Raw genomic sequence first — 16,974 nt, forward strand, 5'->3', positions numbered from 1 at the left:
CGTTTATTCCCGTATAAAAGAAGTTTACAATCCATAGAACCTTCATCCTTCACGCTACTTGGCTGGTTCAGACTCTCGTCCATTGACCAATATTCCTCACTGCTGCCTCCCGTAGGAGTTTGGACCGTGTCTCAGTTCCAATGTGGGGGACCTTCCTCTCAGAACCCCTATCCATCGAAGACTAGGTGGGCCGTTACCCCGCCTACTATCTAATGGAACGCATCCCCATCTTACACCGGTAAACCTTTAATCATGCGAAAATGCTTACTCATGATAACATCTTGTATTAATCTCCCTTTCAGAAGGCTGTCCAAGAGTGTAAGGCAGGTTGGATACGCGTTACTCACCCGTGCGCCGGTCGCCATCGGCCTTAGCAAGCTAAGACCATGCTGCCCCTCGACTTGCATGTGTTAAGCCTGTAGCTAGCGTTCATCCTGAGCCAGGATCAAACTCTTCATTGTAAAAATATTATTTTTCAACACTTAAGTTGATAATCTGCTCAAGAACCAAATCTATCAATAATCTATAATTGACGGTTTCTGTTTTCATACACATTATATATTATATAACATGCAGACTTGTACTACTTGTTTGTTTATCTATAATCGTTTCAAAGAACTCTTCTTTATGTGCTTTCCTCATTTTATTCGGAAAGGTTTTGCAAAGATAAAGCGTTTATTTTAATCTGCCAAATTTTTATCGAACTTTTTCAAAACTTTTTTGTTCCTTCATCAGTAACCGATAATTATAAATCTGTCAATTAAAAACCAGCTCTCTTGCTTAGCGGATGCAAAAGTAGAACATTTTAGAATCCAATCCAAATATATCAAACACTTTTTTATTAATTTCTGAACCGACTTATGCTAACTAACTGATTTATAAACCTGTTGTAGAACATAAATAACAAAACATAAACAATAGGAAAACAAAGCATACACATTATTATATATATTAATGAAAAGTAGTCTATCAGAAATTGTTTACCGCAAGCAAAAGAAGAGTTAAGCTTCCTCCAACTACAGCTAAGCTCTCTTAAACGGCAAATTAAGGAAACTTGTGAGTACTATTTATATGTCCTACTATAATGAAATATACGTCCTGCTGCAATGAAACGTACATCCTACCGCAATAGAACATAATAATCATCCGAATAAAATGTCTTAATCCAAAGAAGAAAAGCACTTAACTATTCATATTCTATTTTTTCTATTTTAGAAGTCAGTTGTTCTATGACTTCAACTAATTGTTTTTCCCATGGAATAACATTAAAATTCTCCCAAAAATCAGAATCGTATTTGAAATGCGTATCAGCAAAAACCGTCCGCGTAGGAATCCGCTCATTCCGCTGAAACCGAGTCACTCCCACCGTATCTATTTTACAAGTCACCATCTCAAACCAAGTATGAAGGGATGAACTGCCCAACCACTGGCGTTTTTGTTTGACCTTGAAATGAAGGTCACCACGAACATGATTAATATAATAAGTACCATTCCACGGCTTATAAGATATGGTATAAGTCAATTCTTGCAAAACAATCTTCATCCTCCGCGCCTGACGCTGTACCACCATATCTGTCGCTTGCTTCATATAACGAGGATGAATCCTTATCTGCGCCTGCAATAAAGCACCATTGTCCGAGTCTATATACAGCTCACCGCAATACAAAGGTTCTTTGACTTCTTTTTTTTGTTCGAATGAGATTACATTCACCAAATGGTCACCGACAATCGTTACATCAGCAGATGTATAAGCATATACATCTTTATGCGCATCAGCCAAAAGAAAATCAGGCAAATGATTAATGATATCCAATTGCAGGCAAGCATCAATCCCCCCACTCATTCTGGCTATCAAAGTATCTTGCTCAAGCCCATCCGTGATACGACTCATTTTCAGTAATTTCACTTGTTCTCTAGCATACAAAGACTGTACAGGGGATTTGTATATTTTAAAAACAGCTTCTGTCAGGCTGCGAAACTTCTGCTTATACTGAACCCCCTCCCGATAAAAAGTAGTGAAATACACCGGTTTCTGAGAATAATTTATCATACGCTTCTCCAACATCTCCCGCATAAGTCGGATAGGATGTACCACACGAATTACCACTTCCTGTAAAGGGAAAATTCTTGGTTCCAACGTCAATGTAAAATGCTGCCCGGCAGTCAGCAATGGAATATCAATTTTCTGAGCCACATAGCCAACATGAGAAAAAACGAGACTTTTCCGCCTCAAAGAGTCGGCCAGATGCAAGCGGAATTCACCGGCCTGATTGGTTATACTGCCTATAGAAGTTCCCTCTACTCCTACCGTAGCATAGACAATAGGCACCCCATTCTTTTTATCAAGCAATGTCCCTTCAAGAACGAAATGAGCCAGAGTATCAACGACCTGTTCCATCGGATATTCTCTCTTCACCGGAGCATTGATTAAGATATGATTGCCAACCACACGAAGTTCCAAATCTTGTATTCCAACTATTTCAGTAATAGCCTGACGAAGGGTACGAGAGCCTTTCTCTATCTTTACAAGACGTTCATTATCCACGACCTTACTGTCATAAATAAACAGAAAGTCTGTACGTTCCGACACCATTCCAAGCAAAACGTATACCGTACCTTTACTCTTTGACAAATACACAATACGGTTCAACACATCTCCCTCCGCCCTCACTGCTGTTGTCATACAAGTCAACCAACAGAAAAGAAAAATACATAACTGATATGGAAAGATATGTTTTGTCATCCTAATTATTCTGATAAAATGAATGTATTTCCTTCACGAGTACACCTTAGATTCATCGCCATACCAATCAATTCAGCCATGACATCCGGGGATTCCCCGGAAAAAGCAACAGTCAGCTTCCTATGCTCAAGAGATGGAGTTACTTTTAATTGCATCTCCGGTGAATGCAAATTGATAACTCGAAGAATATTTGCCAATGGCTCATCTTTAAAACGAATATGTTTCAGATAACAGGAAAACTGAGCGTCATCTCTGTTCATGCTCAAATGAAACCCTTCTTTTCTGAGCGTAACCGTTTCACCCGCCTGAACATACATCTCCTGACAATTCTTTTTAAACGTTACCTTCACCCTCCCTCTTTGCACCGACAATTCAAAAGGCCTCAACTCATCACTTTTCACATTAAAAGCAGTTCCCAACACTTCAATACGCACCAAATCCGTCTCAATCAGGAAAGGACGGCTACGGCTCCCCACCACATCAAACAGTGCATTCCCCTGCAACTTCACTTCACGTTTTTCCGGTAAAAAATGCTCGGGATATTGTAACAAAGTCTCCCCCCCCAAATAGACAATAGAGCCATCCTCCAGCGTAGTCACCAACGTAGAGGTCTCCTTATTTTGTTGCACCACCAAAGAGTATAAAACAGGAGTTTTCACTTCTGAAAAATAGCGCACTCCGGCATAAACCAATGCTGCCAGCAAAGCTGCTGCCACTGCGCCCCATTTCCACAAAGGAGACATACGAAGTTTCTTATCTTCTTTTGCAGGAATCAGTCGGTCTTCTTCCAAACGCTGATAAAGTTTACTCCATGCCCTGTCTGTTTTGATTCTATTTCTTTCTGTACGATTCATATTCATTCGATATATTTTTCAACTTCTTTTCGCAATGTTTTTAGAGCTTTAGTCATTTCAGCTTCTACTGTCTTAACAGAAACAGTAAGCAAAGAGGCTATTTCGGCATACTTTTTCCCTTCCATCCGATGCATTTTGAAGATACAGCGTCTACGTTCCGGTAGTTTTTCCAGCGTTCTATTTATCAACTCCTCCAATTCTTTATATTCCATCTGCTCTTCAGGACCGGAAGAAATGCCCGATTCACCCGATGCCTGCATAGCCTCACGATACCTGTTCCTCACCTCCCGATGTTCACAATATTGAAGAACCTCATTGCGCACTGCTCCATACAAATAGCTTTTAACAGAGCAAAAGATCTGCAGGTTTTCTCTCTCCCGCCAAAAGACATAAAACAACTCCTCTACTATCTCTTCCGCTACTTCCATCTGACCGATAATACCGGCAGCATACCAGCAAAGAGGGGAATAATAACGATGAAAGACTTCTTCGAACGCCTTTATATCGCCCTCCTTTATCTTAGACAGGATGAACAGTTCATTCAGCATACCGCAACTTATGAGTAAAAATTATCGAGATTGTTTCTTCAATTTATGCACCGCATGTTCCAACGATTCAGTCGGTTCAATAATATTATAAGTTCCCCAAAAGTCCTCATTCCAATATTCATAAACCTTATCATAAAACGGATCTTTCTGACCAAATGAAAGTTTATTGGAGATAGGGGTTACATTATTCTCTTCACGATCAGTAACTACCATTTCAGAAAGCACCGTATACCCCGTAGAGAACAGTTTACGTTTCCAGTCACACTTAAACCGGATACTATTACGAATATAATTCAAGTAGGTTTTTCCATTTTGCTCTTTATAAGTGACCAGATAAGAAACTTCCTGAGGCTTAAAGCGCAATCCATAAGGTTTCTTCTCTAATATAGCCTGAACAGCCTTCGCCTTATTATCCATACTGAGACTGAATTCGGCACGGGTAAATGACAATTTTTCATAATCTACATACAGTTTGCCATAATACAAAGCATAAGGTAATATAACTTTGGGACGAAAACTTATCACATATTGCAAGCGGTTATCCAATTGAACAGGTTCTTCCATATTAAACTGATAGAAGTCCAAGCCCTCCATATCCAATAATGCGTCCTGATTCTTCACAATGTCCACATAGACAGACAACGTAGGACCACCCGCCAACTTCACCGCCAGCGTATCGTTCCGCTTCTGACTAAGCAAACGCCTCCCCTTCAAGACCTGCACCCTATCACGAGCCGTCTCCCTACTTTCATAAGAAGTTTTATAAGTATGAATCACAGCTTCGGAAATATTGATATAACGGCGCCCTTTCTGAACAGTCTCCCGATAGAATCCTGTCAGCATATTACTCTTACCGCTATAATTAAGAGATATCTTACGAATAGCCTCCTCTACAATATATCGGGGATCATTGGCATACACAATCACTTCCCCCAATAGATTAGTATAAGGAGTCAATAGAATTTTCAGGTTGTCAAGATTCCCCGGTTTAAGATTCACCTGCACATTCCGATAGCCGACATGCGAAATTTCCAAATACGGAATATACTTTGCACTATCCAATTTCAAAGTAAAGGCACCATCAGAATTAGTTACCGTTCCGATATTACTGCCAGGCACTGATACATTGACATACTCCAAGTCTTTCCTGCTCTGTTTATCTTTTACTACACCGCTCACAGTAATATACCCTGCAGCACTTTCGTCTTGTCCCCACATTGGAATAACAACCGACCAAAGAAGTACCGCCAGTATCAGTTTCACCAAATGTTTATTCTGCTTTTTCATCTTCATAAGGTATTAAAAGGTAAATACTAATCTCACTTTCTATCTTTAAGATGGTTCAGCCCTCAAATACCCTATGAAGATAAGAATATTTTTTTATTATTATTCTGTTATCCCCCTTTCTTTTGCAACAGTTCTCTTCTTTTTCATCCTTCCGCTTTTCCGCAATGCCTCCGCTATAATCCATTGAAGCTGCCCGTTAGTGGAGCGGAACTCATCTGCCGCCCACTTTTCGATTGCCTCCATTGTTTCGGCATCCACACGAAGCACAAAGCTTTTTACAGTCTCCTTTTTTGCCATTCCGCTCCTCAATACACTTAATGATTCAACGTACCCGAATTGATGACAGGTTGTGCAGGCTCATCCGCACACAATACGACTAATAAATTGCTGACCATTGCCGCCTTCTTCTCTTCATCCAACTCAACGATTTCTTCTTCCGAAAGTTTATCCAGTGCCATTTTAACCATTGACACCGCCCCTTCCACAATCTTTTCGCGGGCAGTAATAATAGCACTAGCCTGTTGCCGGCGAAGCATCACCGCTGCAATTTCGGGTGCATAAGCCAAATAATTGATACGCGCCTCAACCACCTCCATGCCCGCCATCGCCAAGCGCTCATTCAATTGATGTTCTAGCTGATTGTTTATCTCTTCCCCTCCACCACGCAAAGTCAATTCATTTTTATCATGTTCATTATCGTCATAAGCATATTCTCCAGCCACTTGACGCAATGCCGCATCACTCTGTACACGTACAAAAGCTTCGAAAGCATTCATCCGTCCGGCCACCGTTACGGACACCTGACCGTTCCCCTTTTCAGCCATTGTCTGTGCATCAATCTCGAACATGGCTTTATAAGTATCCTTCAGTTTCCATACCAACACAAGACCGATAAGAACCGGATTACCTATCTTATCATTTACCTTGATAGGTTCAACATCCAGATTACGCGCCCGCAAGGAAAGCTTTTTCTTATTCATAAAAGGATTCACCCAGTAAAAACCTGTTCTCTTGAAAGTTCCTTCATACTTACCAAAGAAAACCATAACACGAGCTTCATTAGGCTCTTGAGAAAAATACCCCGGCAACATCAATACAAATGCCAGAATAAGCACAAGCAATATCGGAACAGCCAGCCAAACAACTTCCTCCAGCAGATAAAAGTTCAGAAAAGCCAGTGCCGGCAACATCACCAAATTAAATAAGATGGCAGAAAATCCATTGATTACCATTCCGTTGTAAGTTTTTTCTTTTGTTTCCATAGTACATTGATTTGATATTATTTTGATATCACAAATCAAACAATAAAATACTGAAAAGACAAATGCGACAACATGTTAGACAACAGCAAATGTATATTTTAAAACAGAATAAACGGCAGAGCAAGTCCGTCTCTTCATATTGTAATTGACAACCTCCTTTTTTTAACCGCCTTTTTTATGTCTTTTTATGGGATTTCCGCTATCTTTGCCATTCATCATATTAATAGTAGACATACATGCAGGTAGATACCCAAAACAAAGAATTTCAAGATGCCTTGAAACTGATTCAATATACGCGCCAGTCCGTTTTTCTAACCGGAAAGGCGGGTACAGGCAAGTCTACCTTCTTAAAATATGTATGCGAAATAACAAAGAAGAAACATATTGTATTGGCTCCCACCGGCATAGCAGCTATCAATGCAGGTGGAAGTACCCTGCACAGTTTCTTTAAGTTACCCTTTTATCCCCTATTGCCGGATGACCCGAACTTCAGTTTGAAAGGCGGGAAACTGCATAGTTTCTTAAAATATACTTCCGCTCACCGCAAATTAATAAAAGAAGTGGAACTGGTCATTATTGATGAAATATCTATGGTGAGAGCAGATATTATTGATTTCATCGACAAGATATTGCGCGTGTATTCACAAAATATGCGCGAACCCTTCGGTGGAAAGCAAATTCTTTTAGTGGGAGATGTATACCAACTGGAACCAGTTCTCAAAAACGATGAACGAGAAATCATCAACCGTTTCTACCCCACTCCTTACTTCTTTTCGGCACGCGTATTCAATGAAATAGAGTTGGTTTCCATCGAACTGACCAAAGTTTATCGCCAGACAGACAAAGTATTTGTAAATGTACTGGACCATATTCGTACAAATACGGCCGGAGCCGCTGATTTGCAACTGCTCAACACACGATATAATACCCAAATAAAAGAAAACGAAAGTGATATGTATATCACACTAGCCACACGGCGGGACACTGTTGATTTTATCAACGAGAAAAAGCTTGCCGAACTTCCCGGAGACTCAACCATATTCACCGGTGAAATAAAAGGAGAATTCCCAGAAAACAGCTTACCCACCCAAATGGAATTGGAGGTAAAACCCGGTGCACAGATTATTTTTATCAAAAATGATTATGAGCGTCGATGGGTTAACGGAACCATCGGGACCATAGCAGGCATAGACGAAGATGAAACACTCTATGTCATCACAGAAGATGGGAAAGAAGTCGATGTTAAAAAAGACAGCTGGCGCAACATACGCTATCGCTATAACGACAAAGAAAAAAAGATAGAAGAAGAAGAGTTAGGCGTATTCATCCAATATCCCATTCGTCTGGCATGGGCAATAACCATACACAAAAGCCAAGGTCTTACTTTCAGCCGTGTAGTCGTTGACTTTACCGGAGGAGTATTTGCCGGAGGGCAGGCATACGTAGCTTTAAGCCGTTGCACCTCTCTGGATGGCATCCAACTAAAAAAACAAATTACCCGGGGTGATATATTCGTCCGCCCGGAAATTGTCAGTTTTGCTCAAAGGTTCAACAACCGTCCAGCCATAGAAAAAGCATTGAAACAGGCACAAGCGGATGTGCAATATGTAGAAGCGGTCAAACAGTTCGACCAAGGAAACTTTGAAGGATTCCTAGAGCAATTCTTCCTTGCCATTCATTCCAGATATGATATAGAAAAGCCCGTCATCAAACGATTTATCCGCAAGAAGCTCGAGATTATCAATCGGCAGAAAAAGGAAAACCAACGATTACGAGAACAATTATATGTACAACGCAAGAATCTGGAGAAATATGCCCGCGAATATTACCTCATGGGAAATGAATGTATCACGCAGGCACATGACTCGCGGGCTGCCATTGCCAATTATGATAAAGCCATCGAACTCAATCCGTCTTATACAGATGCATGGATTCGAAAAGGAATCACTTTATACAATAATAAAGAATACTACGAGGCAGAAGTATGCTTGAATGAAGCAGTACGTCTCAGCCCCATGCTATTCAAAGCCGTATATAACCGTGGAAAGAACCGAATGGCACTTGACAATATCGAAGGGGCTCTTGCCGATTTCGACCGTGCCGTATCCATTAAACCCGAACATGCCAAAGTTCATGAACTGTTCGGCGATGCACTGATGAGAACAGGAAAAGAAGAAGAAGCAGCCCTGCAATGGGCTATTGCCGAACGATTACGCGAAAAAAATGCTAAAGATTAAAATATCATGCTGTTAAAACTGTACGAAAAGAACAATAATCCAAAGGATTTAGACCGGATTATCGAAACCCTGCAAGCGGGGGGACTTATTATTTATCCCACCGACACCATGTATGCCATCGGCTGTCACGGGTTAAAAGAACGTGCCATTGAAAGTATTTGCAAGTTCAAAAATATAGACCCACGCAAGAACAATCTATCAATTATTTGCTACGATTTGAGTAATATCAGCGAATATGCCAAAGTGAACAATTCTACTTTCAAATTAATGAAAAGAAACCTTCCCGGTCCATTTACCTTTATATTAAATACCGGCAATCGTTTGCCCAAAATATTCAGAAACCGTAAAGAAGTAGGCATCCGTATCCCGGACAATAACATCATCCGTGAGATTTGCCGGTTGCTCGATGCTCCGATACTGACTACCACCTTACCTTTGGAAGAAGGAGAAGAGATAGAATACATCACTACCCCCGAATTGATAGAAGAAAAGTTCGGCAATCAGGTTGACCTTGTCATCGATGGCGGCATCGGAGGTATAGAGCCTTCTACTATTGTGGACTGCACCAATGAAGAAGCAGAAATTGTGCGGCAGGGAAAAGGAATTTTGAACGAATAATCCATTTAATTGTTTAATATAAAAATTATCAAAATAAAATTATCATGTTAATGTTATCATCATCAGAAACCAGCGTTCAAATAACCAACGCACTTGAAAAACTTATTGATTCGGGAATCTCTCTAGGCGAACGAGTACTGGGAGCACTTATCATATTTATAGTAGGTAAATTCCTGGTTAATTGGCTAAACCGTTTGTTTGCCCGGATATTGGAAAAGCGTAAAGTAGACCCCAGCATCCAGTCATTCTTAAAAAGCATGGTCAATATCCTGCTACTCATCATGCTTATATTGGCCGTCATCGGCAAGCTGGGCATTGAATTAACCGGATTTGCTGCCCTGTTAGCATCTGCCGGCGTCGCCATCGGTATGGCACTGTCGGGCAACTTGCAAAACTTTGCAGGCGGCTTGATTATCCTGCTATTCAGACCTTACAAAGTGGGAGATTATATTGATGCTTCAACCGGTGCATCAGGTACGGTAAAAGAAATCCAGATTTTCCATACCATCCTTATTACCCCGGACAACAAAATGGTATATGTACCTAATGGTGCAATGAGTAGCGGTGTCATCACCAATTACAGCAATTTAGATACCCGCCGCATTGAATGGAACTTCGGAGTAGACTACGGAGAAGACTTTGAGAAAGTGGAAAAAATATTGCGCAATATCATTAAAGCAGACCAACGCATACTGACTGCTCCGGCCCCCTTCATCGAACTGGGAGAACTGGCTGCCAGCAGTGTAAACATCAAAGTCCGAGTATGGGTAAAGAGTTCCGATTATTGGGATGTATTCTTTTATATGAACCAAACGGTATATGCTACCTTCAACAAAGAAGGAATCAATTTCCCCTTCCCGCAACTTACCGTACACCAAGCATAATTATTAATATTGAAAGACTATCATTTTTGCTAGTAGGGGCGAGTGAACCTCGCCCCTACACAGTTTACTTTGCATATTACTCCCAAGGTCGTGACCGCTGTAAGGGCAGGTAAACCCTGCCCTTACAGCGGATGATTTAATAGACCATTTTAGTTTTGACAAGTGTTTTATTTCCTATCCGCTTTCAGACGATCCGCCATAGCCTTCGCCAGCTCCTTGCATTGCACATAAGTTTCTGACTTCATGCTATGCTTCATCTCTATCGGATTTCCCACCGGTTCAAACTTCAACTTATCATTGAATTCAGTAATCTTCTTTACGGCAGCACTTGCCCAAGTGAAAGAACCGAACCATCCCATGTAGCGTCCCTTTATCTCACGTGCAGACAATTTGTTCAGCAACGCTTCCATTTCAGGATACATCTGGGTATTATAAGTAGGACAACCCACTATCAAACCTCTATACTTAAACACATCTGCTATAATATAAGAATGGTTTGTATGCGAAACATTATGCATCACAATATTACGGATACCTTGTTTACTCAATTCTTCCGCTATTGCTTCTGCCATCTCTGCTGTATTGCCATACATCGTACCATAGGCAATCACCACTCCTTCTTCCGCTTCATAGCGGCTCAAGCGGTCATAGATACGCACTACGCGGGGAATTTCTTCCGTCCACACCGGTCCGTGAGTAGAGCAAATTGCATTAATCTTCAAAGCTTGCAATTTCTGCAATGCTTTTTGAACCGGAGCACCATACTTACCAACAATGTTAGAGTAATACCTCACCATTTCGTCCCAATAAATATCCGTATTGATATTTGCATCAATCACCCCTCCATTCAAAGCTCCGAAGCAGCCAAAAGCATCTCCAGAGAACAGAATACCTTCCGTCTCATCATACGTAACCATTGTTTCAGGCCAATGCACCATCGGAATCAAAGAGAATCTCAACTTATGATGTCCCAATGCCAGAAAATCCCCTTCACCTACCACATATCGTTCTCCTCCCACACCATAAAAACCTTCCACCATGTCGAAAGTCTTCTTGTTGCCTACAATTACGATATTAGGATAATACTGCTTAATCAAGCTGATAGAACCGGAATGATCAGGTTCCATGTGATTAATAATCAAATAATTAATAGGTCTGTCACCGATTATACTACGAATTTTCTTTAAATACACTTCAAAATAGCAAACATCAACAGTATCAACCAGTGCTACCATCTCGTCATCAATCAGATAAGAGTTGTAGGACACACCATAAGGCAACGGCCACAAATTTTCGAACAGAGTCTTATTACGGTCATTCACTCCTACATAATGTACTTTTCCTTTAATTTCCATACCTGTATTTTCTTCTTTATGGTTTATAGTATTTGCCTTGCCAGGCATTTCTTTCTCTCATTCTTTTCTTCACCTTTTCTGTGAATTCATAATTCTTCACCCCCCAGTCAGGAGCAATCAGCAACTCTTTCGGCGATTGCGAGACGAAACGTTCCAACACCAAATCGGGACGAAGATGCTCTATATAATCAATCACTAAATCAATATATTCATCTACGGAATACAAATGAAAAAGTTCCGGTGTCTTTTCATATTCACTTGCCATCCGCGTACCTTTTATCAACTGCAATTGATGCAATTTCAGCGTAGTAAGTGGCAGACGTGAAAGTCGTTCCGCTTGTCTTATCAAAGCCTCCCTCTCCTCTCCCGGCAACCCCAATATCACATGCCCACCGACCGGTATTCCTCTTTGCGCCGTTCTCACAACAGCCTCCTCCGCCTGCGCAAATGTATGTCCGCGGTTGATTCGTTTCAATGTCTCGTCATCGGTACTTTCGATACCATATTCTATCAATACAAAAATCCGTTTATTCAGTTCCTCCAGATAGTCCAGCAAATCGTCAGGCATACAGTCCGGGCGTGTTCCTATCACCAATCCTACCACATCAGCCACCGTCAATGCCTCTTCATACTTATGTTTCAACTCTTCCAGTTCACCATAAGTATTGGTATAAGCCTGAAAATAAGCCAGATATTTCATATCAGGATATTTCCTGGAAAAGAACCGCTTTCCTTCTTCCAATTGCTGCCCTACCGACTTATCCGTATGACAGTAAGCCGGGTTAAACGTCTGGTTATTGCAATAAGTACAGCCTCCATAACCTATCGAACCATCCCGGTTAGGACAAGTAAAACCCGCATTAATAGAAATCTTCTGCACCTTGAAAGGAAAGTGCAAACTCAGGAAGGTTGATAAATCATTGTATAGCATCTCTTTGTACATGAACTGATTTTAGCGCGACAAAGATACGCATTTTCAAACAAAAGTCTTAACTTTGTCCTCAGTTATCATTTAAAGAATTTATTTATTATGAAAAAATTAAGCATATTTATTATTCTGCTTATGTGCCTGTTGCCGATGAATGCGCAACAAGTAACCATCAAAGACGTAGCCAATGCTACTTATCGTGCTGAAGGAATCAGAGGTATCAGACCAATGCTGGACGGTGAGCACTATACCCAAATCAGCAGTGACGGCAAACGTCTTGTTAAATATTCATTTAAAACGGGAAAAGAAGTCGCAACTATTTTTGATGTGGAAACAGCCCGCGACTGCACCATCAAGCACTTTGATGACTATATCATGTCGCCCAATGAAAGCCTGATTCTGATTCAAACAGACACCAAGCCCATCTACCGCCATTCATTTACAGCCAATTATTATATCTTCAATGTAAAGAATAATAAGATGGAACCGCTATCTACAGGAGGACCGCAACAAGTTCCCTTGTTCTCACCTGACGGCAACCAGATTGCCTTTGTACGCAACAACAACATCTATCTGGTCAAACTCCTGTTCAACAACAGCGAATCACAGATTACCACCGACGGAAAATACAATGAAGTATTAAACGGTATCCCCGACTGGGTATATGAAGAAGAATTCGGCTTCAACCGTGCATTCGATTTCAGCGCAGACAGCAAAATGATTGCCTATATTCGTTTCGACGAGAGCAAAGTCCCCATGTATTCTTTCCCTCTGTATAAAGGCAAATCCCCCTCATTAGACCAATATGCCACCTATCCGGGAGAATACGAATATAAATATCCGATGCCCGGCATCGACAATTCAAAAGTATCGGTACACACCTTCGATATCAAGAGCAAAGTGACCCGCAAAATAGATTTGCCTTTGGACGAAGACGGCTACATTCCACGCATCAAATTCACCAATGACGAAAATGCATTGGCTATCATGACACTCAACCGTCATCAGAACCGCTTTGACCTTTATTATGCCAATCCGCGCAGCACACTCTGCAAGCTGATGGTTCGTGACGAAGCTCCGCAATACATCAAAGAAAATGCTTACTCAAATATTACTTTTTACCCTGAGCACTTCGTTGTAATGAGTGAAAAAGACGGATACAATCATTTATATCTTTACACCGCCGGCGGAAACCTGGTCAAACAAATCACCAAAGGAAATTTTGAGGTAAAAGACTTTTTGGGTTGGGATCAGGCAAACAACACCTTTTATTTTACCAGCAATGAAGGCAGCCCTCTCCGCACAGCCGTTTATAAGATAGATGCCAAAGGAAAAAAGACCAAGCTTTCAACTCAGGAAGGCAGCAACAGTGCCATCTTTAGTAAAAACATGAAGTATTTCGTCAACACATACTCCAGTGCCAATATACCTCCTGTCATCACTCTGAACGACAACAAAGGAAAAGTGCTGACCACTTTGGTTGACAATCAAAAGTTGAAGCAACAGATGTCGGGGCTGAATATGCCGAGCAAAGAGTTCTTCACATTCAAGACCACAGACGGAGTAGAGTTGAACGGTTGGATAATGAAACCCGCCCATTTCGATACCAACAAGAAATATCCTGTCATCCTGCACCAATACAGCGGTCCCGGCTCTCAGCAAGTTCTTGACCGCTGGGGAATAGGAGCCATGGGTAACGGAGGACTTTTTGAAGCTTACATGGCAGATAAAGGCTTCATCATGGTATGTGTAGACGGACGTGGAACCGGCGGACGCGGTGCTGAATTTGAAAAGTGTACCTACCTCAACCTAGGAGTAAAAGAAGCCAAAGACCAGGTAGAAACTGCTAAATACCTCAGCACCCTGCCCTATATAGACGGCAACCGCATCGGCATCTGGGGATGGAGTTTCGGTGGCTACAACACATTGATGTCAATGAGCGAAGGCACTCCGATATTCAAGGCAGGCGTCGCCATTGCCGCCCCTACCGATTGGCGTTTCTACGACTCGGTATACACAGAACGCTTCATGCGCACTCCCAAAGAAAACATGGAAGGCTACGAAGCCTCATCAGCCATCAACCGCGCCAACAAATTACACGGCGAATTATTATTGATTCACGGTTCGGCCGATGACAATGTACATCTGCGGAATGCTGCCGAATACAGTGAAGCATTGGTACAAGCCGACAAGCAATTTGACATGCAGGTTTACACCAACCGTAACCATGGCATTTTTGGCGGCAATACACGCCACCACTTGCTCACCCGTGTAAGCAACTTCTTTATTGAGAATCTGAAATAATAGATATCTATCAGGCACGGGTTACCGTGCCTGAAAAAACAAATAACCATGAATCACGTTAAAAAACCGGACTGGCTGAAAATAAGCATAGGTGCAAATGCACGATATGCCGAAACAAAACATATTGTAGATTCTCACAAACTGCACACCATCTGCAGCAGTGGTCGTTGTCCCAATATGGGTGAATGCTGGGGAAAAGGAACAGCCACATTTATGATAGGCGGAAATATCTGTACCCGTTCGTGCAAATTCTGTAACACACAGACCGGCCGACCCCTTCCCCTCGACACAGAAGAACCCACCCACGTAGCAGAATCCATCCAATTAATGAAGCTCTCACATGCCGTCATCACTTCGGTAGACCGCGATGACTTGGATGATTTAGGTGCTTCCCATTGGGCTAAAACCATTCTTGAAATAAAAAGATTAAACCCCGAAACCACCTCCGAAGTACTGATTCCCGACTTTCAGGGAAAAAGCGAACTGATACAGCAAGTTATTGACGCCAAGCCCGATATCATTTCGCACAACATGGAGACAGTTCGGCGCATAAGCCCGCTGGTGCGCAGTGCCGCCGATTATGACACCAGCCTGAAGGTAATCAAGCAGATAGCCGACAATGGCATCACGGCAAAATCCGGCATTATGGTAGGATTAGGCGAGACACAAGAAGAAGTAGAGCAGGTTATGGACGACCTCTTGGCTCACGGCTGTAAAATAATGACCATCGGCCAATACCTGCAGCCCACCCACAAACACTATCCGGTGGCAGAATACATCACCCCCGAACAGTTCAGGATATACCGTGAAATAGGATTAAAAAAAGGATTTAAAGAAGTAGAAAGTGCGCCTCTGGTACGTTCTTCCTATCATGCAGAAAAACATATTAAATTTAAAGGCTAATCCGCAAACCTATTTTATATCTTATTTGTTATAAAGATATAAAAGAGATAGAGAGAATGAAATCATTACTAGAGTATAAGAATTTAATCATGTCTACAGGATTAATTCCTACTATTGTATGCATGATTTTATGTATTTTTTTTTCCGATGCATACGTTTTATATGCCTGTAGTTTAGCCGGTCTGCTTTATGTATTATACAGACTGGCCAAACCTCCCATCTACCGCCCCAACTTAGTGCTATTGCATGCTACGTTGGCGCTTGTTGTATGCTCAGTCATTAAACTTATCAGTGGAGATTCATTAATTCCTGACCGCACCGTTCCCATTATACTGGAAATTATAATCCTCAGTTTTTCCTTGTTCTATCTTATCGAGCCGATTGTTTACAACAAGATATTTTCATTTTTCAATTATAAAATATCCATTTTGAATTGTTGGTCCACTCGAATCATCGCCATCTTCAGCGGCATTCATTTATTCATACTATGTATCATTTATTTATTATTCAATCCCCTGTCCTATCCTGTTCTCTACATATTAACGCATATTCTCCCTCCATTAATATATATAATTTCCATTGCCATCAACTACATTCTTGTAAAATCCATCGGTACGAGTTACCAAAGAATGCCGTTTCTTCGGATAGCCCCCATCTGCAACGGAAAAATTTACGTACTTCCGCGCAATACCCACAGCGAAGAACCCGGTAAACTGGATATTCCGATGGAAGACTATATCTATGCATGTAAAACAGATACAGATAAATATGCCAAAGAGATTGAAAAGAAATATAGCCGATACATCGATGGGAATACCCTTCCCCGTTTCAGTCTTAAACACATAATAAGCTCATCCAAAGGTGCTTCCTCTAAAACAGTCTTATTATACATTCTTCCATTGGATAATGAAAATCAAATTCATTTTGAGGGAGGTAAGTTCGTCAGCCCCGAAGAGATAGAAGCCGACGAACACAACTACAGTTCATTTTTGAAAGAAGAAATTGAACATCTGGACGTAGTAGCCCAAATGTGGAAAGAATTCAAATAAGT

14 protein-coding genes are annotated in these 16,974 nt (G+C 41.4%); 6 read left to right on the forward strand and 8 right to left on the reverse strand.

What is annotated here, in order from left to right; all coding sequences use genetic code 11:
* Positions 1–1,186: 1,186 nt before the first annotated feature.
* The 6 genes from HMPREF1534_RS08290 to HMPREF1534_RS08270 all read right to left on the reverse strand — a co-directional run bounded on the left by HMPREF1534_RS08290 (position 1,187) and on the right by HMPREF1534_RS08270 (position 6,694).
* Positions 1,187–2,743 (reverse strand): carboxypeptidase-like regulatory domain-containing protein, encoded by a 1,557-nt coding sequence (locus tag HMPREF1534_RS08290; RefSeq protein WP_005940913.1) that lies wholly within the window; start codon positions 2,741–2,743, stop codon positions 1,187–1,189.
* A 5-nt stretch (positions 2,744–2,748) separates the two neighbouring features.
* A complete protein-coding gene (locus HMPREF1534_RS08285; protein ID WP_025066915.1) occupies positions 2,749–3,597 on the reverse strand; it encodes a FecR family protein in 849 nt (282 codons plus the stop codon).
* A 2-nt stretch (positions 3,598–3,599) separates the two neighbouring features.
* The gene (locus HMPREF1534_RS08280) at positions 3,600–4,145 is read right to left on the reverse strand and encodes an RNA polymerase sigma-70 factor (RefSeq protein ID WP_005940919.1); all 546 of its coding nucleotides are present in this window, start codon (positions 4,143–4,145) and stop codon (positions 3,600–3,602) included.
* A gap of 21 nt (positions 4,146–4,166) precedes the next feature.
* The gene (locus HMPREF1534_RS08275; RefSeq protein ID WP_005940920.1) at positions 4,167–5,432 is read right to left on the reverse strand and encodes a carboxypeptidase-like regulatory domain-containing protein; all 1,266 of its coding nucleotides are present in this window, start codon (positions 5,430–5,432) and stop codon (positions 4,167–4,169) included.
* A 99-nt stretch (positions 5,433–5,531) separates the two neighbouring features.
* Positions 5,532–5,729 carry a type II toxin-antitoxin system antitoxin gene (locus HMPREF1534_RS0119040; RefSeq protein WP_018452573.1) on the reverse strand — a complete coding sequence of 66 codons (198 nt, stop codon included), beginning with the start codon at positions 5,727–5,729 and terminating at the stop codon, positions 5,532–5,534.
* 17 nt (positions 5,730–5,746) lie between these two features.
* Positions 5,747–6,694 carry an SPFH domain-containing protein gene (locus tag HMPREF1534_RS08270; RefSeq protein ID WP_005940922.1) on the reverse strand — a complete coding sequence of 316 codons (948 nt, stop codon included), beginning with the start codon at positions 6,692–6,694 and terminating at the stop codon, positions 5,747–5,749.
* Between the two features lie 236 nt (positions 6,695–6,930).
* Between HMPREF1534_RS08270 and HMPREF1534_RS08265 the strand changes: the two genes are divergently transcribed.
* Genes HMPREF1534_RS08265 through HMPREF1534_RS08255 form a run of 3 tightly spaced genes read left to right on the forward strand, consistent with a single transcriptional unit; the run spans position 6,931 to position 10,433 of the window.
* Positions 6,931–8,931: an AAA family ATPase gene (locus HMPREF1534_RS08265; protein WP_005940924.1), complete on the forward strand. Its 2,001-nt coding sequence runs from the start codon at positions 6,931–6,933 to the stop codon at positions 8,929–8,931.
* Positions 8,932–8,937: 6 nt separating this feature from the next.
* Positions 8,938–9,549 carry an L-threonylcarbamoyladenylate synthase gene (locus tag HMPREF1534_RS08260; RefSeq protein ID WP_005940928.1) on the forward strand — a complete coding sequence of 204 codons (612 nt, stop codon included), beginning with the start codon at positions 8,938–8,940 and terminating at the stop codon, positions 9,547–9,549.
* A 50-nt stretch (positions 9,550–9,599) separates the two neighbouring features.
* Positions 9,600–10,433 carry a mechanosensitive ion channel family protein gene (locus tag HMPREF1534_RS08255; protein ID WP_005940930.1) on the forward strand — a complete coding sequence of 278 codons (834 nt, stop codon included), beginning with the start codon at positions 9,600–9,602 and terminating at the stop codon, positions 10,431–10,433.
* Between the two features lie 167 nt (positions 10,434–10,600).
* Here the strand turns inward: HMPREF1534_RS08255 and HMPREF1534_RS08250 are convergent, their stop codons facing one another.
* Positions 10,601–11,788 (reverse strand): FprA family A-type flavoprotein, encoded by a 1,188-nt coding sequence (locus tag HMPREF1534_RS08250; protein WP_025066914.1) that lies wholly within the window; start codon positions 11,786–11,788, stop codon positions 10,601–10,603.
* Between the two features lie 16 nt (positions 11,789–11,804).
* Positions 11,805–12,731, reverse strand: coding sequence for a TIGR01212 family radical SAM protein (locus tag HMPREF1534_RS08245; RefSeq protein ID WP_005940934.1), 927 nt, complete (start codon positions 12,729–12,731; stop codon positions 11,805–11,807).
* A gap of 87 nt (positions 12,732–12,818) precedes the next feature.
* On the opposite strand from HMPREF1534_RS08245, the gene HMPREF1534_RS08240 reads away from it, so the two are divergent.
* Genes HMPREF1534_RS08240 through HMPREF1534_RS08230 form a run of 3 tightly spaced genes read left to right on the forward strand, consistent with a single transcriptional unit; the run spans position 12,819 to position 16,972 of the window.
* The gene (locus HMPREF1534_RS08240; RefSeq protein WP_005940936.1) at positions 12,819–15,020 is read left to right on the forward strand and encodes a S9 family peptidase; all 2,202 of its coding nucleotides are present in this window, start codon (positions 12,819–12,821) and stop codon (positions 15,018–15,020) included.
* Positions 15,021–15,068: 48 nt separating this feature from the next.
* Positions 15,069–15,923 (forward strand): lipoyl synthase, encoded by an 855-nt coding sequence (lipA, locus tag HMPREF1534_RS08235; RefSeq protein ID WP_005940939.1) that lies wholly within the window; start codon positions 15,069–15,071, stop codon positions 15,921–15,923.
* Positions 15,924–15,979: 56 nt separating this feature from the next.
* Positions 15,980–16,972: a hypothetical protein gene (locus HMPREF1534_RS08230; RefSeq protein WP_005940943.1), complete on the forward strand. Its 993-nt coding sequence runs from the start codon at positions 15,980–15,982 to the stop codon at positions 16,970–16,972.
* The last annotated feature ends 2 nt before the right edge of the window (positions 16,973–16,974 follow it).

It is taken from the genome of Phocaeicola massiliensis B84634 = Timone 84634 = DSM 17679 = JCM 13223, from assembly GCF_000382445.1.
GTDB lineage: Bacteria > Bacteroidota > Bacteroidia > Bacteroidales > Bacteroidaceae > Phocaeicola > Phocaeicola massiliensis.